Origin of the sequence: Pseudomonas sp. EA_65y_Pfl2_P74, assembly GCF_963970575.1 — a bacterium.
Classification (GTDB): domain Bacteria; phylum Pseudomonadota; class Gammaproteobacteria; order Pseudomonadales; family Pseudomonadaceae; genus Aquipseudomonas; species Aquipseudomonas baetica_A.
The window spans coordinates 86,663-111,270 of the sequence record NZ_CAXAOQ010000021.1 but is presented as its reverse complement, the minus strand read 5'-3'; the positions used below and the strand labels follow the sequence as shown (position 1 = coordinate 111,270).

At 57.7% G+C, this 24,608-nt stretch carries 25 protein-coding genes, 1 tRNA gene and 2 pseudogenes; 19 read left to right on the top strand and 9 right to left on the bottom strand.

What is annotated here, in order from left to right:
• Nucleotides 1-193: 193 nt before the first annotated feature.
• Nucleotides 194-985 (bottom strand): hypothetical protein, encoded by a 792-nt coding sequence (locus AACY18_RS18040; RefSeq protein WP_339433866.1) that lies wholly within the window; start codon nt 983-985, stop codon nt 194-196.
• A gap of 99 nt (nt 986-1,084) precedes the next feature.
• Nucleotides 1,085-2,038, bottom strand: a complete 954-nt coding sequence (locus tag AACY18_RS18035; protein WP_339433867.1) for an alpha/beta hydrolase — start codon at nt 2,036-2,038, stop codon at nt 1,085-1,087.
• A gap of 130 nt (nt 2,039-2,168) precedes the next feature.
• Here AACY18_RS18035 and aroC point away from each other — a divergent pair, with 130 nt between their 5' ends.
• The 4 genes and pseudogenes from aroC (at nt 2,169) to AACY18_RS18015 (ending at nt 5,216) form a co-directional block, all read left to right on the top strand.
• Entirely contained in the window at nt 2,169-3,260 is a 1,092-nt protein-coding gene (gene aroC / locus AACY18_RS18030) for a chorismate synthase (RefSeq protein ID WP_339465585.1), read from the top strand.
• Between the two features lie 31 nt (nt 3,261-3,291).
• Complete coding sequence (locus tag AACY18_RS18025) at nt 3,292-4,437, top strand: MFS transporter (protein ID WP_339433869.1); 1,146 nt, start codon at nt 3,292-3,294, stop codon at nt 4,435-4,437.
• Nucleotides 4,434-4,508: pseudogene (locus AACY18_RS18020) on the top strand (methylthioribulose 1-phosphate dehydratase); the annotation flags it as partial. The gene AACY18_RS18025 and the pseudogene AACY18_RS18020, both read left to right, overlap by 4 nt.
• 162 nt (nt 4,509-4,670) lie before the next feature.
• Nucleotides 4,671-5,216: a 1,2-dihydroxy-3-keto-5-methylthiopentene dioxygenase gene (locus AACY18_RS18015; RefSeq protein WP_339433870.1), complete on the top strand. Its 546-nt coding sequence runs from the start codon at nt 4,671-4,673 to the stop codon at nt 5,214-5,216.
• Between the two features lie 86 nt (nt 5,217-5,302).
• On the opposite strand, the gene AACY18_RS18010 is transcribed toward AACY18_RS18015, so the two are convergent.
• Nucleotides 5,303-5,581, bottom strand: a complete 279-nt coding sequence (locus AACY18_RS18010) for a DUF3509 domain-containing protein (RefSeq protein WP_339433871.1) — start codon at nt 5,579-5,581, stop codon at nt 5,303-5,305.
• Nucleotides 5,582-5,970: 389 nt separating this feature from the next.
• Between AACY18_RS18010 and AACY18_RS18005 the strand changes: the two genes are divergently transcribed.
• From AACY18_RS18005 to AACY18_RS17965, 9 genes are all read left to right on the top strand, one after another.
• The gene (locus AACY18_RS18005) at nt 5,971-7,809 is read left to right on the top strand and encodes a long-chain-acyl-CoA synthetase (protein WP_339433872.1); all 1,839 of its coding nucleotides are present in this window, start codon (nt 5,971-5,973) and stop codon (nt 7,807-7,809) included.
• A 97-nt stretch (nt 7,810-7,906) separates the two neighbouring features.
• A complete protein-coding gene (locus tag AACY18_RS18000; RefSeq protein WP_339465584.1) occupies nt 7,907-8,425 on the top strand; it encodes an ankyrin repeat domain-containing protein in 519 nt (172 codons plus the stop codon).
• Nucleotides 8,426-8,511: 86 nt separating this feature from the next.
• Nucleotides 8,512-9,042 (top strand): hypothetical protein, encoded by a 531-nt coding sequence (locus AACY18_RS17995; protein WP_221733908.1) that lies wholly within the window; start codon nt 8,512-8,514, stop codon nt 9,040-9,042.
• A gap of 71 nt (nt 9,043-9,113) precedes the next feature.
• Nucleotides 9,114-9,305 (top strand): PLDc N-terminal domain-containing protein, encoded by a 192-nt coding sequence (locus AACY18_RS17990; protein ID WP_221733907.1) that lies wholly within the window; start codon nt 9,114-9,116, stop codon nt 9,303-9,305.
• A gap of 276 nt (nt 9,306-9,581) precedes the next feature.
• Nucleotides 9,582-9,815, top strand: a complete 234-nt coding sequence (locus AACY18_RS17985) for a hypothetical protein (RefSeq protein WP_221733906.1) — start codon at nt 9,582-9,584, stop codon at nt 9,813-9,815.
• Between the two features lie 207 nt (nt 9,816-10,022).
• The gene (locus tag AACY18_RS17980; protein WP_003223226.1) at nt 10,023-10,370 is read left to right on the top strand and encodes a ribonuclease E inhibitor RraB; all 348 of its coding nucleotides are present in this window, start codon (nt 10,023-10,025) and stop codon (nt 10,368-10,370) included.
• Between the two features lie 465 nt (nt 10,371-10,835).
• Nucleotides 10,836-12,245 (top strand): circularly permuted type 2 ATP-grasp protein, encoded by a 1,410-nt coding sequence (locus tag AACY18_RS17975; protein ID WP_339433874.1) that lies wholly within the window; start codon nt 10,836-10,838, stop codon nt 12,243-12,245.
• A gap of 12 nt (nt 12,246-12,257) precedes the next feature.
• Nucleotides 12,258-13,208, top strand: coding sequence for an alpha-E domain-containing protein (locus AACY18_RS17970; RefSeq protein WP_007914063.1), 951 nt, complete (start codon nt 12,258-12,260; stop codon nt 13,206-13,208).
• Nucleotides 13,205-14,014 (top strand): transglutaminase family protein, encoded by an 810-nt coding sequence (locus AACY18_RS17965; protein WP_339465582.1) that lies wholly within the window; start codon nt 13,205-13,207, stop codon nt 14,012-14,014. Before AACY18_RS17970 ends, AACY18_RS17965 begins: the two co-directional genes overlap by 4 nt.
• Nucleotides 14,015-14,136: 122 nt before the next feature.
• Here AACY18_RS17965 and AACY18_RS17960 read toward each other — a convergent pair whose 3' ends face one another.
• A complete protein-coding gene (locus AACY18_RS17960) occupies nt 14,137-14,904 on the bottom strand; it encodes a c-type cytochrome (protein WP_339433882.1) in 768 nt (255 codons plus the stop codon).
• A gap of 640 nt (nt 14,905-15,544) precedes the next feature.
• Here AACY18_RS17960 and AACY18_RS17955 point away from each other — a divergent pair.
• From AACY18_RS17955 to AACY18_RS17945, 3 genes are all read left to right on the top strand, one after another.
• A complete protein-coding gene (locus AACY18_RS17955) occupies nt 15,545-16,750 on the top strand; it encodes an acetyl-CoA C-acetyltransferase (protein ID WP_339433875.1) in 1,206 nt (401 codons plus the stop codon).
• 23 nt (nt 16,751-16,773) lie between these two features.
• Entirely contained in the window at nt 16,774-18,918 is a 2,145-nt protein-coding gene (locus AACY18_RS17950; protein ID WP_339465580.1) for a 3-hydroxyacyl-CoA dehydrogenase NAD-binding domain-containing protein, read from the top strand.
• A 94-nt stretch (nt 18,919-19,012) separates the two neighbouring features.
• Complete coding sequence (locus AACY18_RS17945; protein ID WP_339433877.1) at nt 19,013-19,741, top strand: amidotransferase; 729 nt, start codon at nt 19,013-19,015, stop codon at nt 19,739-19,741.
• Between the two features lie 47 nt (nt 19,742-19,788).
• Here AACY18_RS17945 and AACY18_RS17940 read toward each other — a convergent pair whose 3' ends face one another.
• The 3 genes from AACY18_RS17940 to AACY18_RS17930 form a co-directional block, all read right to left on the bottom strand.
• Nucleotides 19,789-20,760, bottom strand: coding sequence for a magnesium and cobalt transport protein CorA (locus AACY18_RS17940; RefSeq protein WP_339465578.1), 972 nt, complete (start codon nt 20,758-20,760; stop codon nt 19,789-19,791).
• Between the two features lie 135 nt (nt 20,761-20,895).
• A complete protein-coding gene (locus tag AACY18_RS17935) occupies nt 20,896-21,618 on the bottom strand; it encodes a 1-acylglycerol-3-phosphate O-acyltransferase (protein WP_339465576.1) in 723 nt (240 codons plus the stop codon).
• A 217-nt stretch (nt 21,619-21,835) separates the two neighbouring features.
• Nucleotides 21,836-22,525 (bottom strand): crotonase/enoyl-CoA hydratase family protein, encoded by a 690-nt coding sequence (locus AACY18_RS17930; protein WP_221733898.1) that lies wholly within the window; start codon nt 22,523-22,525, stop codon nt 21,836-21,838.
• A 64-nt stretch (nt 22,526-22,589) separates the two neighbouring features.
• On the opposite strand from AACY18_RS17930, the gene AACY18_RS17925 reads away from it, so the two are divergent.
• From AACY18_RS17925 to AACY18_RS17915, 3 genes are all read left to right on the top strand, one after another.
• A complete protein-coding gene (locus AACY18_RS17925; protein WP_339433880.1) occupies nt 22,590-22,838 on the top strand; it encodes a hypothetical protein in 249 nt (82 codons plus the stop codon).
• Nucleotides 22,834-22,923, top strand: a tRNA-Ser gene (locus AACY18_RS17920). The genes AACY18_RS17925 and AACY18_RS17920 overlap by 5 nt, the downstream gene beginning before the upstream one ends.
• A gap of 477 nt (nt 22,924-23,400) precedes the next feature.
• Nucleotides 23,401-23,676, top strand: coding sequence for a hypothetical protein (locus AACY18_RS17915; protein WP_339465574.1), 276 nt, complete (start codon nt 23,401-23,403; stop codon nt 23,674-23,676).
• Here the strand turns inward: AACY18_RS17915 and AACY18_RS17910 are convergent.
• Both AACY18_RS17910 and AACY18_RS17905 read right to left on the bottom strand, forming a co-directional pair.
• Nucleotides 23,663-23,962, bottom strand: coding sequence for a hypothetical protein (locus AACY18_RS17910; protein ID WP_445261962.1), 300 nt, complete (start codon nt 23,960-23,962; stop codon nt 23,663-23,665). The genes AACY18_RS17915 and AACY18_RS17910 overlap by 14 nt on opposite strands.
• Nucleotides 23,959-24,360 (bottom strand): annotated as a pseudogene (locus AACY18_RS17905) (phage tail protein). Before AACY18_RS17905 ends, AACY18_RS17910 begins: the two are co-directional and overlap by 4 nt.
• Between the last annotated feature and the right edge of the window lie 248 nt (nt 24,361-24,608).

Below are 24,608 nucleotides of genomic sequence, written 5' to 3'. Positions count from 1 at the left end.
CACTACCCAAGCACTGGTCGCACTAGCCCGCAAGCTTGCCCGGGTGGTATTTGCTCTGTTGAAAAACCAGAGCGAATACTCACCTAAAGCGGTTTAGGGGCTAGGCATGAACCATAGAATCTCCCACCTTTGGAATGCATGTTCCTGTGAGAGCGAGCCTGTTCGCCAATGGCAGCGCCGCAGTTTGAAGTTATCAGCGGTGCGTAGCAATCCAGATCAACAACCCCGCCTGAAACACCGCAAACGCCACCAGACAGGTAATAGTGAAGCGCAACCCGGCGTCTTCGCGCTTGAACTTGCTGACCTTTTCTTCCTGCTTCTGGAGCTTCACTTCCTGCTCGGCCAGATTCTGTTCGGCCTGCTGAAGCATTTGCGCGGCTTCAAGAATCTCGACGATCTGCAGCTTTTCGCTGTTCCAGTCGCCAATCAGATCACCGACCTGAGCATCCTTGATGCTGCCCTTCAAATGCTGGGCGTCGGCGTAGACCACATCAAATCCGTGCACCCGCAGAAAATGATCGCGGCGCAGTCGAGTGTCTTCGTTCAGCGCGTCCTTGTTGTTCAAGTCCATGCCGTCGACGGTGTAGGCGGGCCAGTGTTTTTTCGCCCAGGTAATGCCATGCGCGGCCATGAAGCGGCCGATGCCACGGTTTAACGGTTCAATCTGCAAGCCGCTGTCCGGGCCGAAACTCACACGTTTGGTGGTGTGATTGACCCACACGTCGAGATGATTTTGCTCTTTGCGAACACGCTGGCTCGGCAGCTTGATCGCCATGCGCATCAGGCTGTGTTCTTTGCTATTGCGCTCGGCATAGCCGAATTCGACAAAACGCAATGGCCGGCCACCGGTGTGGCGGTCGGTCTTCAACGGGGCCAGGCGGAGCATCTTGTGGTGCTCGACGTGGACATCCGCCCACGGCAGCTCGACCGCTGGCGGTGCGTCTTTTTCAGCGGTGGTGTCGGGTGAAGTCTGGGTATCAGTCATAACGGCGAGATCCTGTCCAAGCCCTGCTTGCCGCCAGCCAGTACGCTGGCGACAAAGGCTTATCGGCCGTTTCTTGCAAGACTGGAGGGCAAACAGCGCTTATCGGGTGCGAAGTCCGTCAATAAATTCGATGATTTTCGAGCCGAGTTCCGCTGCCAGAGGCAAATTCGGGTCTTTGTAGGAGGCCAATTGCCGCTTCACGTCGTTAGGCACGATGCGCATGACGTGGTTCATGCCTTCGATCACCGCCAGTTCGGCGTCCGGTTTGGCGGCTTTGAGCAACTTTGCATCATGGACACCGACCTGAATGTCGTTGCTGCCCTGAACGATCAGTGCCGGCATCTTCAGTTGCGCGAACGCTGCGGCCGGATCCTGTCGGAATAGCGAGATCAGATACGGCTGCACGCTTGGCCGGAAAATCACCTGCAACGGCCCCGGTACATTGTCGTCGGTGCGGCCGGCCTTGAGGTTGTCGAGCAACTCGTTGCTGCGCAACATCAGCGGTGGTGGCAGGCTGCGCGCCAGTTGCTGGCGGATCACCTGATCGACCGGCCGCGCGCTGCCAGACAGGGAAATCACCGCCGCGGCATCCAGCTTCGGCGCGGCAAGGCTGGCAATCAGTGCGCCTTCACTGTGGCCAAGCAGGATGAGCTTGCCAAAACGCGGGTCGGCCTTGAGCTTCTGCCCCCACGCCACGGCGTCTGCCGCGTAGGCCTCCACCGACAGGTTGCGCTCGTCCGGCGTGGCCGCAAGGCTGGCGGCCACGCCGCGCTTGTCGTAGCGCACACTGGCAATGTGGTGTTTAGCCAGCACCCAGGCCAGCCGTTTAAGGCTGTCATTGCGCCCGCCGTCGGGGTTGTTTCCGTCACGATCCGTAGGCCCCGAGCCGGAAATGATCAGGACAACCGGTACAGGGTTGTCGGATTTTGGCAGCAACAGCGAACCGAAAAGCTCGCCGCTCCCCGTATCCAAAGTTACCGGGCGTTGTAGGACCGTCGCTTGGGCAAAGCCCGTAAACAGGGTAAGACTCAAAATCAAAACTCGCAGCATCATCACGCCATCATTCGCCAAGGTGCCGGTTGGACTCACCAACACCGCTAAGGTTCGAGGATGAACTAGTCGGTTAGCCTGCGTATACTGGCGCGCATTACGAATTTGGGTTTGATTTCACGGAGCGTCCTGCATGTCCGGCAATACCTACGGCAAGTTGTTCACTGTCACCACCGCTGGCGAAAGCCATGGTCCGGCGTTGGTCGCCATTGTCGACGGCTGCCCGCCGGGCCTGGAAATTTCCCTCGAGGACTTGCAGCGCGACCTCGACCGCCGCAAGCCCGGCACCAGTCGACATACCACCCAGCGCCAGGAAGCCGATGAAGTCGAAATCCTCTCCGGCGTGTTCGAAGGCCGCACGACCGGCTGCTCCATCGGTCTGCTGATCCGCAACACTGACCAGAAGTCCAAGGACTACTCGGCAATCAAGGACCTGTTCCGCCCGGCCCACGCCGACTACACCTACCACCACAAATACGGCGAGCGCGATTATCGTGGCGGCGGCCGTAGCTCGGCCCGCGAAACCGCCATGCGCGTGGCGGCAGGTGCAATTGCCAAGAAGTTTCTGGCCACCCAGGGCATTGTCATTCGCGGCTATATGAGCCAGCTCGGCCCGATCGAAATTCCGTTCAAGACCTGGGATTCGGTTGAAGAAAACGCGTTCTTCTGCCCGGATCCGGACAAAGTCTCGGAGCTGGAAGCCTATATGGATCAATTACGCCGTGATCAGGATTCGGTCGGGGCGAAGATCACCGTGGTCGCCGAAGGCGTCATGCCGGGTCTGGGCGAGCCGATTTTCGACCGTCTCGACGCCGAACTGGCGCACGCGCTGATGAGCATCAACGCGGTGAAGGGCGTGGAAATCGGCGCCGGTTTCGCCTGCGTTGCCCAGCGTGGCACCGAGCATCGCGATGAAATGACTGCGCAAGGTTTCCTCAGCAATAACGCCGGTGGCATTCTCGGCGGCATCTCGTCCGGTCAGCCGATCGTTGCCCATCTGGCGCTCAAACCAACGTCGAGCATCACCACCCCGGGCCGTTCGATTGACGTCGAAGGCAACGCGGTCGACGTGATCACCAAAGGTCGACACGACCCCTGCGTGGGCATCCGCGCCACACCGATTGCCGAAGCGATGATGGCCATCGTGCTGATGGACCACCTGCTGCGTCACCGTGGGCAGAACGCCGATGTGCGCGTGAGCACCCCGGTGCTGGGTCAGCTTTAATGGCAGACCACAAAGCCGTCGCGGCCTGACCGTGGCGGCGCTCCCTTACTGGCGGCTGTCCAGTTTCTATCTGTTCTATTTCGCCTTGCTCGGCTCGACGGCGCCGTTTCTGGCGCTGTACTTCGATCACCTCGGATTCAGCGCCGCGCGCATTGGCGAACTGGTCGCCATCCCGATGTTGATGCGCTGCGTGGCGCCTAACATCTGGGGCTGGCTTGGCGATTACACCGGCAGACGCCTGGCCATCGTGCGCTTCGGCGCGGTGTGTACGCTGCTGACCTTCTCGTTGATATTCGTCAGCAAAACCTACGCCTGGCTGGCGATGGTCATGGCGTTGCATGCGTTCTTCTGGCACGCGGTGTTGCCGCAGTTCGAAGTCATCACGCTGGCGCATTTGCAGGGGCAGACCTCCCGTTACAGCCAGATTCGCCTGTGGGGCTCAATCGGCTTCATCATCACCGTGGTTGTGTTGGGGCGCCTGTTCGAGTGGCTTAGTCTGGACATCTACCCGGCAGCGCTGGTGCTGATCATGGCGGGGATCGTGCTCAGCAGTTTGTGGGTACCGAACGCGCAACCGGCGCAGGGCAACCGGCCGACCGGGGAAGGTTTTCTCAAGCAACTGCGCCGTCCTGGCGTGCTGGCGTTTTACGCCAGCGTGGCACTGATGCAGATGAGTCACGGCCCGTATTACACGTTTTTGACGTTGCACCTTGAACGACTCGGCTACAGTCGCGGCGTGATCGGCATGCTCTGGGCCGTCGGTGTGGTCGCTGAAGTGCTGATGTTCATGGCCATGAGCCGGATTCTTTCACGCTTCTCCCTGCGCCGAGTCTTGATGGCAAGTTTTCTGCTGGCGGCGCTGCGCTGGGTGCTGCTGGGTTCGTTCGCCGAGTTTCTCTGGGTGCTGTTGTTGGCGCAGGTGCTGCACGCGGCGACCTTCGGCAGTTTTCACGCCGCTGCCATCGCGTTCGTGCAACGTAGCTTCGGCGCGCGCCAGCAAGGACAGGGCCAAGCGTTGTACGCCGCGCTGGCCGGCACCGGAGGCGCGCTCGGCGCACTGTATGCCGGTTACAGCTGGAATACCCTCGGCCCGACATTGACCTTTAGTATTGCCAGTCTCGCGGCGCTCGCGGCTGCCGTTATCATTGCCACACGCATGCAAGAGGACAGCCTGTGAGCCTTGCGCGTGAACAACTCGCCCGGCCAATCGTCGACGCCGGGTGTTTTCTTTATGGTCGAGGCTGGTCTCAGTGGTATCTGAATTTTGTTTGAATGCGAGTTGAAGACCCGCAGCGTCATGAACCACCAAGGCTGACTTCGCCAGAAGTCGCCCATTTACCTGATGAATTGCTGTGCCCGACCGGTCTGAAAAAAACCGGACGGCAAGGCCGATACCGAGGAATTGTCCCAATGAGCAGCCTGTCCGTTTATCACGTCTCAAGCCCCGACATCCCGAACAAGGTGCTGACCCATCTTGAAGACATCGCCGCGACTCTGGCCGAGCAGGGCGTGCGTTTCGACCGCTGGCAAGCCGCCACGAAGATCCAGCCCGGTGCAAGCCAGGAAGAAGTCATCAGCGCGTACCAAGAGCAGATCGACAAACTGATGACCGAGCGCGGTTACATCACGGTCGATGTGATCAGCCTCAATAGCGATCACCCGCAGAAAGCCGAACTGCGCGCCAAGTGCCTTGAAGAACACTGCCATGGCGAAGACGAAGTCCGTTTTTTCGTCGCCGGTCGTGGACTGTTTACCCTGCACATCGACGATTACGTCTACGCCGTACTCTGCGAAAAAAACGACCTGATCTCGGTGCCGGCCGGCACTAAACACTGGTTCGACATGGGTGAACATCCGCACTTCGTGGCGATCCGTCTGTTCAACAACCCCGAAGGCTGGGTCGCCACCTTCACTGGCGAAGACATCGCCGGCCGCTTCCCGCGTCTTGAGGACTGAGCCGAAGACGATAAACGTCATCCATAAAAAAACAGGCCGTGAAGCGCATCCTTCACGGCCTGCTTTGTTTTACAGGGTCGAATCAATTACAGCGAGTGATACGTCGGCAGGGCAAAACGCTGCTGGCTCTGCAGCATTGCGATTTGTGGCAGTTCGCTGGCCTGTTCAGCCAGATCACGACGAATTGCACTGATCGCCCACGACAATTGGTCGCCGGCATGCAGTTGCTGATACGTCAGCGCACGCTTGAACACTTTGCCGTCGCTGCTGCGCAGAGTCAGCAGGATCCCGCCATCGGGACGTGGCGTAGTGGTGACTTCGAAGTTGGAGAACAGGGAGGTAAATTTTTCTTGGATCAGGCTCATGTTTTTCAGCTCCGTATGCACTTGAATGGCAAGCATGCAGAGGAGGTTGCAGTGATTGTGCCAGCATGGTTTTTTTTAAAAATACTTATAAATCAATAGTTTATAAAATCGTGAATTTAAACGCGTCGTGCAATCTGCATGAACGGCCATCGTGCATCCTGCATTTTGCGGGATCGCTTGCGAATAAACGGAACCAAATCGCCCCCACAGGATCGCGGCTGCCGGCCAAGGTCCTGCGGATACAAAACATTGCAAAAACCGCGTGTACAGCTTGAGAAGCGCTGGCGTACTTTCGCTCTCGACCTTCGCCTGAAAGTGTCGGTCGCAGCCATCGATTGCCCGAAAAATAAGAATGCCGGCCAGCAAACCAGGGCCGAACGGGAGCTTCCATGAGTCACGCGCCAAGCGACACGATTACCTGGGGCATGATGCTCCGCAAACTGCCGATGATTGCCAAAGCCATTCCGCGAGTGGTCAAAGGCATGAAGGTGGCCAACGTCAAGGATCCGACCCAAAGCTGTGGCCTTGGCTGGACGTTCGAACAAGCTGCTCTGCGTAATCCCGATGGCCTGGCGTTATTGCAGGGCGATGTCTTGCTGACCTATTCGCAGGTCAACCAGTGGGCCAATCGCATCGCCCACTATCTGAACGGGCAGGGGATCGGCAAGGGTGATGTGGTGGCGGTGTTCATTGAAAACCGTCCGGAACTACTGGTGACGATTCTGGCATTGGCCAAGGTCGGCGCCGTCAGCGCACTGCTCAATACCTCGCAGACCCGCGATACGCTGATCCACAGTGTGAATCTGGTGGCGCCGGTGGCGATTGTGGTCGGTGAAGAGTTGGTGTCGGCGTTTGCCGCGGTACGTGATCAAGTGACGATTACGCCAGAGCGCACCTGGTTCGTGGCGGACCACGACACTTACAGCCATCCGGGCATTGCCCCCCAGGGTTACGTCAACCTGATCAGCGCCAGTGTCGACGCTCGCAGCGATAATCCCCCGAGCAGCCAGCAGGTGTTTTTCGACGATCCGTGTTTCTACATCTACACCTCTGGCACGACTGGCCTGCCCAAGGCTGGTGTGTTCAAGCACGGTCGCTGGATGCGCAGTTCGGCCAGCTTCGGCATGATCGCCCTCGACATGGGCCCCGACGATGTCCTCTATTGCACCTTGCCGCTCTATCACGCGACCGGCCTCTGCGTGTGCTGGGGCTCGGCGATCAATGGCGCATCGGGTTTCGCCATCCGCCGCAAATTCAGCGCCAGTCAGTTCTGGAATGACGTGCGCCGCTATCGCGCCACCACTATCGGTTACGTCGGCGAGTTATGCCGTTATCTGGTCGATCAACCGGCCAGCGTCGATGACAATCGCCACGATGTGCGCAAGATGATCGGCAACGGCTTGCGTCCAGGCGCGTGGGCCGAGTTCAAGACGCGGTTCGCGGTCGATCATATCTGTGAACTGTATGCCGCGAGCGACGGCAATATCGGTTTTACCAACATCCTCAACTTCGACAACACCATCGGGTTTTCGCTGATGGCCTGGGAATTGGTGGCCTACGATCATGACAGCGGCGAGCCGATTCGCAGCGACGACGGTTTCATGCGCAAGGTCGGTAAGGGCGAGCAAGGTTTGCTGCTGGCGCGAATCGACGAGAAGGCGCCGCTGGACGGCTACACCGATCCGCAGAAGACCGCCAAAGTCGTGGTACACGATGTGTTCACCAAGGGCGACCGCTTCTTCAACACCGGTGATCTGTTGCGCAACATCGGTTTTGGTCATGCCCAGTTTGTTGATCGCCTCGGCGACACCTATCGCTGGAAAGGTGAAAACGTCTCCACCACCGAAGTTGAAAACCTGTTGCTGCAACATCCGCACATCTCCGAGGCCGTGGCCTACGGCGTGGAAATCCGCAACACCAACGGACGCGCCGGGATGGCGGCGATCACACCTGCCGAATCCCTCGCCACCCTGGACTTCGCCGAACTGCTGACGTTCGCCCGGCAACGCATGCCGGCCTACGCCGTCCCTCTGTTCCTGCGGGTGAAAGTGAAAATGGAAACCACCGGCACCTTCAAATACCAGAAAACGCGGTTGAAAAACGAAGGCTTCGACCCGGGCCTGACGGGTGATGACCCGATCTTCGCCTGGCTGCCTGGCACGCAGACGTATGTGCAGGTGACCGATCAAGTGCTGGCCGACATTCACCAGGGCAAATACCGCTATTGATTCTGGCTATAGCCTTTCTTGAGAAAAAGGGGGTGACAGCTATCGCCGCGCTCGGGAAACTGTCGGCTTTGCGATTAACCGAAAGTGGAGTTGCCCCATGTCCGACCAAAGCCGCCAGATGACCCCTGAAGAGGCTGCCGAATTCACCGAGCAGGTTTTCAACAAGGCGCGCGACGGTGATGCAGTGATGCTGGATCGACTGATCAGCGCCGGCCTGCCGGTGAACCTGAAAAACGCCAAAGGCGACACGTTGCTGATGTTGGCCAGTTACTACGGCCATGTGGAGGCGGTGCAGGTGCTGCTTAAACACAAGGCTGACCCGGAGATGCGCAATGGCAACGGCCAGAGCCCGATTGCCGGCGCAGCGTTCAAAGGTGATCTGGCCGTGGTCAAGACACTGGTGGAAGCGGGCGCCGAGATCGAAGGTTCGTCGTTCGACGGTCGTACCGCGTTGATGATGGCGGCAATGTTCAACCGCGTTGAAATCGTCGATTACCTGATCAGCAAAGGTGCCGATCCGCAAGCCAAGGACGCCAACGGCGTGACAGCACTGGACGCGGCTCGCACCATGGGTGCGGTCGACACCACCGCGCAGCTGGAAAAACTGTTGAGCTGAAATCAGCTCTGTTGAACTGTGGTGAGGGAGAGAATGCGCTATCCTTCGCGCCCTCGAAATTCACCTTCGCCACAGGATCTGCCCTCATGAAAGCCGCACTCGTCGAACTCATCAGCAAAATCAGCTCCGGCTGCATGGGCGAGGACGAGATCCTGAAAGTGGCCGACGAAGCCGCACAGGCCTACGCCGATGCCGGCGCTTTTCTGACGGCCAACCCGGACATCAACTACGACGACACTTTTCCGATCACGTTGGGCGAGTGGGTGGTGGTCGGCAGCCTGCCGGAAACCGTGCTGTTCCAGGCCGACACCTACGTCGATCTGTTCGCGCAGATCGTTGCCTCGTTCGGTCCGGGGGTCGATTTCAACCTCAAGCCCAAGCAACTGGCCAAAACCGAAGCATTGACTGCGCTCAATCGCATTCAGGTGCAGATGAGCAGCCTGAACAAGGAAAACGGCGGTTACACGCTGATGAACTTCAGTCAGTTGCTCGACGACGAGCTGCAAGTCGTACTGGTCTACGGCAACGACGTGCCACGGGTGCTGGCGTTGTGCGCCGAAGTTGGCATCGCCGCTGCGCCATCGCTGGAGGCCTTGAAGGTCGCTGTTCACGTCTGAGGGCAATAAAAGGGAACCCTTCGCGCGACCGTCTATCCTAAAAGTGCATGCCACTATTCTGGAGCGACACCATGGGTTCGACGTTTAACGGTCTGATCGGTCTGATCATTCTTGCCCTCGATATCTGGGCCATCATCAACGTACTGAAAAGCGGCGCCGAGACCGGGATGAAAGTCCTCTGGGTGCTGCTGATCGTCCTTCTGCCGGTGCTGGGCCTGATCATCTGGGCGATTGCCGGGCCACGGGGGAATGTGCGGATCTGAGCCATTCTCGCGAACAACGCAAAACCTGTGAGGTTGTGTTAAGCCGATGGGCGCGCGAAGCGTCCCTTGAACCGGTGGGTGCGGTCTGACAGAAAACCCGTGATCTACGACTGCTTCTAAGTCGATCGGGAATAAATCCCCTTGCCACAAAAGCCTGCTTGCGCATTGGGTGTCTTTTTTTTCATGTTCGCCCGATGCAATCCTTTTGAACGATCAATCCGGCCAAAAGTCGAGATAGAGGTAAGCCCATTTGCGGGTTTGATCGAGGAGGCACCGATGCAAAAGTGGAAAATCACTTTCGTGGACGATCATGGTGAAACTGTTGTTGAGGTCTTCGAGCGCGCCGAATGTCCCAGCGACGATGAGGCCGCTCGACTGATCAAGCAACGGCTCCTGCCTGTTGCCGCCGCACTGGATTTGAACGATCTGGAAGGCCGCACCGCCGATGCGGGTGTCAAAAGTCTGAAAACCCAGAACAGCATCGAAATCCGCAGCATCACCCCCATCTGAAATTCTTCCATCATTATCACGCCAGGCCTTGGCAGCAGCTCTATCTTGGGGCTACTCTGCAAGCGAGATCAGCGAACGGATCGCTAAGGTCTGGTCTTGTCAGCTACATGCTTGTTTCCCGCGTGCAACCAGTTTGCCGAAGTACTTAGGCCCAAGGCCCGGGGCGGGAATACGGAAAGTCTATCCATCATCCGAGGGGGACGATTCATGAGCACAGCCTATCAAGAAGACATCAGCAGCAACGTGCTGCGCCGCATGAAAGAAGGCGGTTTCGATTTTTCCCGATTCCATCCCATCGAGTTCTACGCCATTTTCCCGGACGAGGAGCGGGCGCGCAGGGCGGCAGGCAAGTTTCGCGGTGAATCCATCAATGCCCAGGTCAGTGCGCGCGACGACGGCGCCTGGTCTCTGGAATTAAGCAAAGTGATGTACGCGACTTATGACGATATTGGCGATTTCGAGCAGGGCTTCTCCGCCGTGGTCGAACCGTTGGGTGGCATCATCGAGGGCTGGGGCGTCAAGCAGGAGGTACGCAACCGCTACCGTTTGAACTGATCTCTGGTGTTTTTTGTTGAGCAACGGCTGACCTTCGGGTTGGCCGTTTTCATTTATGGATCTCTTTTGCTTTCAAAACGTTTCACGCACGCAAAAAAAAGCCACCGGAGAGGGTGGCGAAAAGGGAAGACCGATAAATCGATGAAACCGTTCAGGGCCAAGGCTTTAAGGGCTGCACTGGCAGGCCGGATCAATTGAGCTGAAGACCTGCGCGTGGCAGCTCTTTCAGCGGATGCGCGGATTATCCGCCGCTCATGCCGAGCAGTGAAATCAACTCTGACTATGCTGGTGATAGACGACAACACTGCGTCGCAATGAGGCGGGGGCAATCAGGTTGGGGCATTTGTTGCACAGGAATGGTGCGGCACCTGCGGCGTGAATATCCAACTGATTGAAATCAAAGCGTTTATGCCGATGGCACGGGCCTTGCGAAGGCCTGTATGTCCGGGTGACAAGGAGTACGGCATGATCCGCACTTATTTTGATGAAATGTACGATGCCGGCGGCCAGATTCGCCCGCATTACCGGGAGTTTGCCCGGTGGTTGGCCGACACGCCTGACGAGCTGCTGGCCCAACGGCGACGCGAGGCCGATCTGCTGTTCCATCGTGCCGGGATTACCTTCACGCTCTACGGGGACGAGCAAGGCACAGAGCGCCTGATTCCTTTCGATACCATTCCGCGCAGCATCCCCGCCAGCGAATGGCGGATCGTCGAGCGCGGCTGCATCCAGCGGGTCAAGGCGTTGAACATGTTCCTCGCCGACCTTTACCACGAGCAGCGCATCATCAAGGCCGGGATCATTCCCGCCGAGCAGGTGCTGGCCAACGAGCAATATCAGTTGGCGATGCAAGGGCTGGATCTGCACCGCGATATTTATTCGCACATCTCTGGTGTCGATCTGGTGCGTGACGGCGACGGCACCTATTACGTGCTCGAAGACAACCTGCGCACACCGAGCGGCGTGAGCTACATGCTCGAAGACCGCAAGATGATGATGCGATTGTTCCCGGAGCTGTTCGCCGCGCAGCGCATCGCGCCGATCGACCACTACCCGAACCTGTTGCTCGACACCCTGAAAAGCTCAAGCCCGATTGATGACCCGAGTGTGGTGGTGTTGACGCCGGGGCGCTTCAACAGTGCATTCTTCGAGCATGCTTTTCTGGCGCGGGAAATGGGCGTGGAGCTGGTGGAGGGCGCCGATCTGTTCGTGCGTGACGACAAAGTCTTCATGCGCACCACCGACGGGCCAAAAGCGGTCGACGTGATCTACCGCCGTCTCGACGACGCGTTCCTTGATCCGCTGGCGTTCAATCCGGATTCGATGCTGGGTGTGCCGGGGCTGCTGTCGTCCTATCGTTCCGGCAACGTAGTGCTGGCCAACGCCATTGGCACCGGTGTGGCCGACGACAAGTCGGTGTATCCGTTCGTGACCGACATGATCCGTTTCTACCTCGATGAAGAACCGATCCTGAAGAACGTGCCGACCTGGCAATGCCGCAATCCGTCTGAACTTTCCCATGTGCTGGCCAATCTTGCGGATCTGGTGGTCAAGGAAACCCAAGGTTCGGGCGGTTACGGGATGCTGGTGGGGCCGGCAGCGACGACGGCGGAAATCGATGCATTCCGCGAGCGGATCAAAGCCAAGCCCCACGCGTACATCGCGCAACCGACATTGTCGCTGTCGACCTGTCCGACCTTTGTCGAAAACGGTATTGCGCCACGCCACATCGACCTGCGCCCGTTTGTCCTGTCCGGTCGCGAAACGCGGGTTGTGCCAGGCGGTTTGACCCGTGTCGCCCTGCGCGAAGGCTCTCTGGTGGTGAATTCCTCCCAGGGCGGCGGAACCAAGGACACCTGGGTGGTCGAGGATTGAAGGAAGTTTGCCATGTTAAGTAGAACTGCCTCGGATCTGTATTGGATGTCGCGTTACCTGGAGCGAGCGGAAAACCTCGCACGGATGCTCGATATCAGTTATTCGCTGTCGCTGATGCCGCAAGACGGCCGCGGCGATGGTCTGCACGAACTGGCCATGCCGCTGTTGATCACCGGCACACTCGACGATTATCTGGAGCGTCACGGCGCGCTGCATGCCGAACGATTGCTGCACTTCTTCGCCCTCGATGCCGCCAATCCGGCGAGCATCTACAGCTGTCTGGGCGCGGCGCGGGCCAGCGCTCACGCGGTACGTGGACGAATAACGGCTGACATGTGGGAAAACATCAACGCCACTTGGCTGGAGATTCGCGGGATCGCCGAACAGGGGCTGAGCCGCTATGGCATGAGCCGTTTCTGCGAATGGATCAAGGAGCGTTCACACCTGTTCCGTGGGGCGTCCTACGGCACGATCATGCGCAACGATGCGTTTCGCTTCATTCGCTTGGGGACCTTTATCGAGCGCGCGGACAACACCTTGCGCCTGCTCGATGCCCGCTACGAAATGGCGGGTGATCAGGCCGAAGCGGTCAGTGACGGCACTGCTCACGCCTACTATCAGTGGAGTGCTTTGCTCAGGGCTTTGTCGTCGTTTGAGGCCTACACCGAAATCTATCGCGATGCGCCGGGGGCGCGACATGTTGCCGAGTTGCTGCTGTTGCGCGCAGATGTGCCGCGTTCACTGCGTGCCTGCACCGAAGAGATCGATCAGATTCTCGCGCAGTTGCCCGGGGCCAACGGTCGGCCGGCACAACGCCTGGCCGCAGAAATGGACGCACGCCTGCGTTACACCGGCATCAACGAAATCCTCGAGGAAGGCCTGCACGCCTGGCTGACCGAATTCATCCCGCTGGTGCGCCAGTTGGGTAACGCCATTCACAGTTCCTACCTGGAGGCTGCATGAGACTTTCCATTAGCCACGAGACCACCTATCACTACGAAGATCAGGTGCGGGCGAGCATCCAGTACCTGCGGCTGACACCCCACGACAGCGAGCGTCAGCACGTATTGAGCTGGCAACTCGACCTGCCGCGCCCGGTGCGTGCGCAACTCGATCCGTTCGGCAACATCCTGCATGTACTGACCATGGACGAGCCGCACGAAGCGATCATCATCGGCGCCCGTGGTCAGGTGGATATCGATGAGTTGCGCGAGGCAGAGCACGAGAGCCAGTCCGCGTTACCGTTTCTGCGTTTTACTCGACTGACCGAGGCCGACGAGGCGCTGCGTGCGTTCGCCGAAAAAAACTGCAAGCAACGTCGCGACCGCACGGCGTTGATCGATTTGATGCATGGCTTGAACCAGCACATGACGTACACGCCGGGTTCCACTGAAGTGGATACCAGCGCCGCCGAGGCGTTCGCTGGCCGCTCAGGCGTTTGTCAGGATCACGCCCACGCGTTCCTGGCCTGCGCGCGTAGCCTGGGAATCCCGTCGCGGTATGTGTCGGGTTATTTGTACAGCGAGGATTGTGAACATCTGGCCAGCCATGCCTGGGCTGAGGCGTGGCTGGATGACGCCTGGTACAGCTTTGACGTGACCAATCAACTGGCGCGCCCTGAGCGACATCTTAAGCTGGCGGTGGGGCTGGATTATCTGGACGCCTGCCCGGTGCGCGGGATGCGCCGTGGTGGCGGGTGTGAGCAGATGCATGCGAAGGTGTTCGTGTCGCCGACGCCGGCGCCGGTTGTCTCCGTGCAACAGCAATAGGATTCGGGATGCCGCAAACGCTGGCAACCCAGCTTCCACAGGTTATGCGCTGATTTTGAATCAGCATTGATCCTGCGGGAGCAGGCTTGCTCGCGAAGAGATCAGTACCGACAACACAAGGCTCAGGGCTTAACCTTGCGCCCAGCCATGTGCTGCAGATACCCGATCAGCATTTGCAAATCCTGGTCGGGCAACACCTCAACTGAAAACCCCGGCATCTTCGCCTGCGGCCACTGACGCAAACTTTGCGGGTCACGAATGTAGCGTTTGAGGAAGTCCGCGCCGAAATACTCGGTCGGGTTAAACGGAATATTCAGATCCGGCCCGAACTGCGCATCTCCCGCACCATTCAATCGGTGGCACGCCAGACAATTTTTCTGAAACAGCGCAAAACCCTGATTCACCGGATCATCGGCTTTCAGCGCAGGGTCAGGCAGCAGGGCAGGGAAGCGTTCGGCCACCGGCGCCATGCGCTTGATGCTTGCCACTTCGAACGGCCATTGCTCCGGGCTGATATTTCCCGCTTGTGGATCGGTCCACACCAGATAGAACGGCCCGGCGCTGTGCTTGCCCTCGGACAGAGGTGGCCATGGTTGGGCCGGATCTTCGATCGCCAGCCATGCGCGCGCGCCTTTGGTGCCGAGCAAGGGCGCAGCAGCCAGTTCGGCGGCAAACCCATCGAGTGCCACTGCTTGCAAGTGATCGTCGGGTTTGATCCCCGTGAGCAAACTAGCCATGGGCACGGCGCGATAGGTCATGTCCTTCTTGTAGGACACATCATTTTTGATCGTGAGGGTTTGTACTTGAGGATGTTTGAGCAACTCCTCGGTCTGCCAGGTGCGGCTGATTTGGCCAAGCCGCAGATCCAGTTGTGCCGCAGCCAAAGGCATGCTCAACAGCAATGCCAAGAACACAATAAGCGCTTTCAAATGATCGTCATCATTGTTGTGGGAGTGCGCAAAGGTTGGCACAAACACGCCGGCCCGGGTAGCGGGCCAGTCACATGTTTAGTGGCGATAAGCCGCGCCTGACGCTTGAGTTCAGCCGATGACCCTGGTCAGGTTCGGCAAAATCAACAACAGCGTCGTGGCGAAAAGAATGAGTCCTGCTTGACGAACTTTCGGTTGTTTGAACATGGCTTGACCGCCTTTATTGTTATTTCCTGATGCTTGCCTGCATATCCATGACGGCAAGCGCTGCACATCCTGTTGAAGCACGCCTGCCCCGGCAAAACCCGACGACCATGACGTACTTGTCTTACATTAGGGCCCGCGTCACGCTTGGCTTAGACCCATTTCATATGTAGTTCATGTCGGTAGCGATTAAAAAGGCATGAGGCTTATTGCCAGCTTCTTTGCCGCCCGCTTGCTAGACAACTCGCCGACCTGAACCGGTTCACCCGGCGGCTGATGACCGTCCGTCTGAGCGTGTGCGTCAAGCGTATTGAGCGCTGGGGTCATTGAATCCGTAGGCGCTCGGGTCAAGAGTGAAGGCACAAGAAATCACTCACCGCACAGGTTCGAGGACGTCATGACCCAAGCTTTGATTTTCGATGCGTTACGCACGCCCCGCGGCAAAGGCAAGGCCGATGGCGCACTGCACAGCGTCAAACCGGTGAATCTGGTGGCCGGCCTGCTGAGTGCTTTGCAAGAGCGAACCTCGCTGGACACCCGCCAGGTCGATGATGTCGTACTCGGCTGCGTCACGCCGATGGGTGATCAAGGCGCTGACATTGCTAAAACGGCCGTGCAGGTGGCCGATTGGGACGTGAGCGTGGCGGGCGTGCAGATCAACCGCTTCTGCGCTTCGGGGCTGGAAGCGGTGAACCTCGGCGCCATGAAAGTGCGCTCGGGTTTTGAAGACCTGGTGGTGGTCGGGGGCGTTGAATCGATGTCGCGTGTGCCGATGGGCAGCGATGGCGGTGCCTGGGCGCTGGATCCGCAGACCAACCTGCACAGCCACTTCACGCCGCAGGGCGTTGGTGCCGATCTGATCGCCACCCTCGAAGGCTTCAGTCGCCAGGACGTCGATGCCTACGCGTTGCACTCGCAACAGAAAGCGGCGCGGGCCAGAGCTGATGGTTCGTTCAATAAGTCGCTGGTGCCCGTTCAGGATCAGAACGGCATCATCCTGCTTGATCACGATGAGTTCATTCGTGCCGAATCGACTCTCGAAGGGCTGGGCAAACTCAAGCCGAGTTTCGAAATGATGGGCCTGATGGGCTTCGACGCCACGGCGCTGCGGGTCTACAGCCATGTCGAGCGGATCAACCATGTACACACACCCGGCAACAGTTCCGGCATTGTCGACGGCGCGGCGCTGATGCTGATCGGCTCCGAAGCCAAGGGCCGGGCGCTGGGCCTGCAGCCTCGGGCGCGAATTGTCGCCACGGCGGTTACCAGCACTGATCCGACCATCATGCTCACCGGCCCCGCGCCGGCCACCCGCAAGGCGTTGGCCAAAGCGCGATTGCGTGTAGAGGAAATCGATCTGTTCGAGGTCAACGAAGCGTTTGCGTCGGTGGTTCTGAAATTCATCAAGGACATGGCCGTCGATCCGGACAAGGTCAACGTCAACGGCGGCTCCATCGCCATGGGCCACCCACTGGGCGCCACCGGTTGCGCGATCCTCGGCACCTTGCTCGATGAACTGGAAGCCCGACGCCTGCGCTATGGCCTGGCGACGCTGTGCGTCGGCGGCGGCATGGGCATTGCCACCATCATCGAACGACTCTGAGCCCCGAATTCAAGGAACTTGTTATGAGCGAAGCCATTCGTTACGAAAAAGGCCAGGACGGGATCGTCGTGCTGACCATCGACATGCCGGGCCAGAGCGCCAACACCATGAACGCCCTCTATCGCGAGGCTATGGCCGCTTGCGTCGCCCGGCTTGTCACTGAAAAAGACCGCATTGCTGGCGTCATCATCACCTCGGCGAAGAAAACCTTCTTTGCAGGTGGCGACCTCAATGAGCTGATCAAGGTCGGTAAGCCAGAAGCCAAAGCGTTCTACGACATGGTGCTGTCCCTCAAGGGGCAATTGCGCACTCTGGAAACCTTGGGCAAACCGGTGGTTGCGGCGATCAACGGTGCGGCGCTCGGTGGCGGCTGGGAAATCTGCCTGGCTTGTCATCATCGCGTCGCTTTGGATGACGCGTCGGTGCAACTCGGTTTGCCGGAAGTCACCCTCGGCCTGCTGCCGGGTGGCGGCGGGGTCGTGCGCATGGTGCGAATGCTTGGTATCGAGAAGGCGCTGCCTTATCTGCTGGAGGGTAAAAAAGTGCGTCCGCAGCAAGCGTTGCAAGCCGGTTTGATTGATGAGCTGGCGGCGAATCGCGATGAACTGCTGGCCAAGGCACGCGCCTGGATTGTCGCCAATCCGGAGGCGGTACAGCGCTGGGACGTCAAGGGGTACCAGATTCCCGGCGGTACGCCGTCGAACCCGAAAGTGGCGCAGATGCTGGCAATTGCGCCGTCAATACTGCGGACGAAAACCCAAGGCACGCTGCCAGCGCCGGAAAAGATTCTGTGTGCGGCGGTTGAAGGCGCTCAGGTGGATTTCGATACCGCGCATCTGATCGAAACCCGCTATTTCACCGAGCTGACCACGGGGCAGATTTCGAAAAACCTGATCGGCACGTTCTGGTTTCAACTCAATGAGATCAATGCCGGTGGGTCGCGGCCGCAGGGGCTTGCGCCGTATAAAACGCAGAAAGTCGGCGTACTCGGTGCGGGGATGATGGGCGCCGGGATCGCTTTTGTCAGCGCCTCGGCGGGCATTGACGTGGTGCTCAAGGACATCAACCTGACCGCGGCCGAGAAGGGCAAAGCGCATTCGGCGGCGCTGCTGGACAAAAAAGTCGCCCGCGGGCAAATGAGTGCTGAACAGCGCGAAGCGGTGCTGACGCGGATTCATACCACTGAAACCGATGTCGACCTGGCGGGTTGTGATCTGATCATCGAAGCGGTATTCGAGGATCGCGAACTCAAAGCGCAGGTGTCTTCGGCAGCTCAGAAGGTTGTTGGCGCTGATGTCGTGATCGCTTCCAATACTTCAACCTTGCCGATCACCGGTCTGGCGAGTGCCGTCCCCGATCAGAGCAAATTCATCGGCCTGCACTTCTTCAGCCCTGTGGAGAAAATGCCGCTGGTGGAAATCATCAGAGGCGCGCAGACCAGCGACGAAACCCTCGCCCGTGGTTTTGATTTCGTACTGCAAATCAAGAAAACGCCGATTGTGGTCAACGACAGTCGCGGCTTCTTCACGTCGCGCGTGTTCGGCACCTTCACCAATGAAGGCATCGCCATGCTCGGTGAAGGCGTAAGCGCAGCGATGATCGAGACTGAAGCGCGCAAGGCCGGTATGCCGGTCGGGCCTCTGGCGATATCTGACGAAGTTTCCCTCAGCCTGATGAGCCATATCCGCCAACAAACGGCCAAAGACCTGCAAGCTGAAGGGAAACCGCTGATTGAGCACCCGGCCTTCGCCGTGATTGATTTGCTGCTCAACGAATACAAGCGCCCCGGCAAAGCGGCTGGCGGCGGTTTTTATGATTATCCGGCCGGTGGACAGAAGCATTTGTGGCCGCAACTCAAGACCCGTTTCGAGAAGGCTGATGGGCAGATCTCGCCGAAGGATGTACGTGACCGTCTGTTGTTCGTGCAGGCCATCGAAACAGTGCGCTGTGTGGAGGAGGGTGTGCTGACCTCAACGGCGGACGCCAATATTGGTTCGATCTTTGGCATTGGTTTTGCGGCGTGGACCGGTGGTGCGTTGCAATTCATCAATCAATACGGGGTGAAAGACTTCGTTGCCCGTGCGCAGTATCTGGCGGAGCAATATGGCGAGCGTTTTGCACCACCGGCGTTGTTGTTGGAGAAGGCTGCGAAAGGCGAGCTGTTTTAAGTGATGGGGAGAAGGCTGCGGGGCTTGCCTTGTCTGGGTGTTTCAGGGCAGGCTCTGGGTGTTCATTATTCCCATCATGTGTCAGGTATTTTTTATGTCGCTACGCATCTGCATTCTGGAAACCGACATCCTGCGTCCGGAACTGGTCGATCAATATCAGGGTTACGGGCAGATGTTTCAGCGCCTGTTCTCGCAGCAACCGATCGCCGCCGAGTTCGCCGTCTACAACGTGATGCAGGGCGAATACCCGAGCGACGACCTGACGTTCGATGCGTACCTGGTCACTGGCAGCAAGGCTGATTCCTTCGGTACCGACCCGTGGATTCAAACCCTCAAGCAATACCTGCTGAGCCGCTACGAACGTGGCGACAAACTGCTCGGTGTGTGCTTTGGCCACCAACTGCTGGCACTGCTGCTGGGTGGCAAGAGCGAACGCGCGGCTCAGGGGTGGGGCGTTGGTACCCACAACTACAAACTCGCGGCCAGGGCGCCGTGGATGAACCCGGTGCGTGAGGAACTCACACTGCTGATCAGCCACCAGGATCAGGTGACGGCGCTACCGGAAAACGCCACGGTCATCGCTTCCAGCGACTTCTGCCCGTTTGCGGCGTACCACATCAATGATCAGGTGCTGTGCTTCCAGGGCCATCCGGAATTCATTCACGATTATTCGCGTGCGCTGCTCGAACTGCGTCAGGACGCGTTGGGTACGCAGATTTACAGCAAAGGCGTGGCCAGCCTTGAGCAGGAGCATCATGGCGCTACGGTCGCGGAGTGGATGATGCGCTTTGTGGCGCACAAGCCAGAAGCTAAAGCTGTTTAAAATCTGACGCGGCATCTGTGGTAAGGGAGCATTCCCTTACCACAGCACTACAACCAGCCTGATTTCTTGAAACTTGCCCACAAACTCACACATCCCACCGTAATAAACCCCAGAACACCGAAGTAACCGTAGTGCCAGCTCAACTCGGGCATGTTCTGAAAATTCATCCCGTAGATCCCCGCCACTGCCGTCGGGAACGCCAGAATCGCGGCCCACGCCGCAAATTTACGCTGCACCACGCTTTGTCTTGACGCTTCAAGCAATACACCGACTTCGATGGTCTGGCTGGCGATTTCCGCCAGTGTAGTCAGGTCTTCCATCTGTCTTGTGACGTGGATTTGCACATCGCGGAAGTACGGGCGCATGTTCTTGTCGATAAACGGAAAGCTCAGTCGTTGCAGTTCTTCGCCGATTTCCACCATCGGCGCCGCGTACCGGCGCAGGCGCACTACGTCGCGGCGCAATCCATGAAGCCTTTGAATGTCGTGTTCGTTCAGCGCACTGCACAGCACATTGCGCTCAAGTTCATCAATTTCGGCATGGATCGCCTCGCCTACGGGCTGGTAGTTCTCGATCACAAAGTCGAGTAGCGCATAGAGGACGAAGTCTTCTCCATGCTCCAGCAACAGTGGGCGTGCTTCACACCGTTGACGGACATGGGCGTACGACGCCGAGTGGCCGTTGCGCGCGGTAATGATGTAGCCCTTGCCGGCGAAGATGTGGGTTTCGATGAATTGCAAAATCCCGTGTTCGCGGATTGGCGAGTACGTAACGATAAACAATGCGTCGCCAAAGGTTTCCAGTTTTGGCCGGCTGTGTTTTTCCAGGGCATCTTCGATGGCCAGTTCGTGCAGGTTGAACTGGCGTTGCAGGTTGGACAATTCCTGTGCGTTCGGCTCTTCGAGGCCGATCCAGACAAAGTGGCCGGTTTTGGCGGCCCAGGCGGCGCCTTCATCAAGGGAAATACTGGTGACTTTCTTACCCGCGCTGTACACCGCAGCAGCAACAACTCGACCCATGGTGGTGGTTCACTTCTTCTTGGCAGATGACAGGGATTGCACGGCTTCAGCTTAGCCGTGTCGCTGCTTGAGAGTCAGTGAAATCAGCACAGTTCACCGCATAAAAGAAAACCCGCACGGGGCGGGTTTATTTGGTCAGGCGGCTTGCAGTTGCCGATCCATCGATTCGATGCATTCGCGCATTTGCTCGCGGCACTGGCTGATGAGCATGGGCATGTCGTCCATGGTCAGTCCAGCGGTAGGAATTGCCGGCAACGAGCGTATGAGAACTTTCCCGCTGCGCCAGCGATTCAAACGCATGTGCCTGATGTAGCTGCTGACACACACTGGAACGATCGGTACGCCCGCGGCAATCGCCATCTGGAACGCGCCTTTCTTGAACGGCAACAGTTCTTCACCGAGGTTACGCGTGCCCTCCGGGAACACCCAGATCGACGTGTCTTCGTTCTGCAAGGTATGCGTGGTGGTGAGCATTGACTGGCGCGCTTTGTGCGCATTGCCACGGTCAATCAAAACGTTGCCGGCCAGCCAGAACAATTGCCCGAACAGCGGCACCCACTTCAGGCTCTTCTTGCCGATGCAGACGGTGCGGCGCGGCACGACATTGCCGAACACGAACAAATCATAGTTGGATTGATGATTGGCGATGATCACGCAACTGTCAGGCTTGCTCATCAAGCCGCTGACGTCGGACTTCACTCGCAGACGCAAAATGCACATCGCCGGCAAGGCGTAGAGGCGGGCGCATAAACGGCTGTTGTCCGGATTGAATGGGCGGCACAACCCGAGGATCACCCCCAGCACGCCGGCTAAAATAAAGTGCAGGCTCATCAATAACATACGAAACACGAACAGCATTTTAAGGCCCCACCGGCACAAAAGGTGGCGCAGTGTACGGATGTGCACTGTTTTCGGCAATTGCCGCTATAGAGGCAGGAGATAGGCGATGTTTAAGCGCATGTTTCGGATTTGTTTGTCAGACGCGTCCTAGAGCAGCCGTGGCGCTTTCAACGGAGCTTGCAGGAAAAAGCCCGACACGACGGCCGGGCTTTTCTTCAATGCTGGAACCGGGTGATTAACCCAGATGCTCCTGATCCTGGATGATGGCGTTATCCAGGGTTTCCAGCAGAGCCTTACGCACCTTCAGCTTGGTGTTTTTGTGCGCAGTCATGTTGATCTTCTTCAACTGACGCGCGGCAGCGAGTGCGGCACCTTGCAACTCCTCGGCGCAAACCACCTTGTCGAGGAAACCGGCATCCACAGCGCTTTTCGGATCAAACATCTCACCGTTGATCACCGAACGGTGGAATGCCGAACGACGCAGTCGATCACGCGCCAGTTCGATACCGGCGTGGTGCATGGTCATGCCGATCTGCACTTCGTTCAGACCAATGCTGAATGGGCCATCGACGCCGATGCGGTAGTCGGCGGACAACAGAATGAAGGCACCCTTGGCCACGGCATGACCCGGGCAAGCGACGATCACCGGGAACGGGTGAGAGAGCAGACGGCGAGCCAACGTCGAACCTGCGGTCACCAGCGACACGGCTTCTTTAGGGCCAGCGGTCATCACCTTCAGGTCATAACCACCCGACAGAATGCCCGGCTGACCGGTAATGATCACGATGGCACGATCAGTCACAGCCTGATCCAGCGCCGCATTGAACGCCGCAATCACGTCCGGGGAAATGGCATTGACCTTGCCGTTGCTCAAGGTCAGGGTCGCGATACCGTCTTCGAGGTGGTAGGAAATCAACTCACTCATGACGCTATTCCTTGTAAGAAAGATGGGCAGACGTTACTCACCGACGCAAGCCAGGTAAAGCGCCGTGACTGACCCGCCAGTCACCGTTTCCCGGCTTGCCCAGCGTAGCGCGCCACATGGCTGGCGCTTCGCCTTCTATATAGAAAGGCCGCGCCCACCGAAGATTGGCCGGTTTGCCATGGCCTGTCGGAGCGTGGAAACGACTTCTTCTCTTAACCGCATGAAAATTCTGAAAAAAAGTTTGCCATCGGAAAAGCTTTCGACTACATTAGCGCGCCTCGACAGACAGAACATGTTTGAAGAGATACGGTGAAGTGTCCGAGTGGCTTAAGGAGCACGCCTGGAAAGTGTGTATACAGGAAACTGTATCGAGAGTTCGAATCTCTCCTTCACCGCCACATTCAGTAAACACAAACCCCTGATTTTCCTAGAGAAAGTCGGGGGTTTGTGGTTTTTGGCGTCTGGAAAAGGGCGATATGGGAACGATATGGGACTGGACGCCTATTTTTGGCCTCTCATTGTTGTGCCTTGGTGCCGCTTGGTGCCGCTTGGTGACTGCCCCGAGAATGGCGAGAGGGCGAATCGTTCACAGATTAAAAACGGCCTAGAGAGGCCAATCGACTGATCCGGTGGCGGCGGCTAAAAGCCGATTAGCCTGCTTACTATCCGCGCCAATGGTGGCGCCATGTGTGGGGAATTTCAGTCTTGTCGGTTTGTAGAACCAACCGTTACACAATAAAAATTTGGTTATTCATAGCAGCATTTTGATGCCGAATAAGTATTGCCTACTGTCAGGTTTGACAGGTGCCACTCTCCATGCTTTCAGTGATTATTTAGCGGCTTGATCATGTTAATTATCTTGGAGGTAAAAGTTTATGGAAAAAATAATTAGCGTAAATGAATTCAACTATTTAATCTCAAGAGAAGGGACTAAGGGTTCTCTGCGATCGTTATCGATTGAAGATGAGCGTTTATCAACGGGGCAACGTGTCAAAGTTGAATATGAGGGCGCGGTTTATACAGGTAGTGTGACGGATTATTTTACAACTTCTAGCGGGGACTATGCGCTAGGGGTAAATATTGATGTTGATGCCGGGCTGCAGGTTAAATACTTTCTTGCTCGGAAAGAACCAGTAATTACACGTTTGTAAAGGAAGTCTGCATGAGGTGTCTGAGCAATCCATTTTTGATTAAATCAAGGTTGGCATCTGTAAAACCCAGCACCTCACGCTGTTCATAACGCACCTCTGTCGTCATGCGCTCGGCGCAATCCTTTCCGCGCAGCTTATGCTTTTTCCGCCGCGCGTATTTGAATGATTCGTTGCCGCTGGCTGCGTCGCAACGTTTGACCGAGATTGCGGGCCAGTTTGTTGCGTGATGCCGGTTCAAGCTGTCCAAGCAATCCTGCTGCCCAATCCTCCAGCGTTGGTTGGTCATTTCGGTAGCCCCCATTCGCTACCGGTGCCCTGAGCGCCAGGTATTCAGTTCGGATGAGGAATTTGGCAGTTCGTTGGAGTTCCCCTGAATAACGGATAGTGGTGTTGCCCCAATCGTCTTTGCCCAACACTACGCGCTCGATCAGGGGCAAAGTCAGGCTCGAGAATGTCTGCCTTGAACTGAATGCCATCCGCGGCTTTGCTGAGGTTCTCCAGCAACTCGGATTGGTGGACGCTCAACCAACCAATCAAGTGCAACATGACGCTGTCGGGATGACCGGCGAAGTCGATGAAGATGACTTGCAGATCGAAACTGTATTCGAAAGAGAGCGTCTGCGCGGCGATGTAACGAACCTTGCCATTGTCGATGAAAATCAACAGTCGGTCGGGGTTGTTCATGGCTTGGCCTGATGATGTTGGTAATTCATGTCCGCTCTACCTTGCGGGTGAAAAACGTCTTGGCTGCTCGGGGTTGGCTTCGAGTACTGCTTAGGTCACGCCGGCGGTGCGGCCTTAGTGACGCCAGCACAGTTCGTCGATGCTTGGGATCAGGTCGTCGGCGTTCTGGTTACCGCTGTTGGTGCTGTCATGGGAGCGGTAGTCGACATTTTCAGCATCGTTTTGTGCCAGTAGCGATGTGCCATATT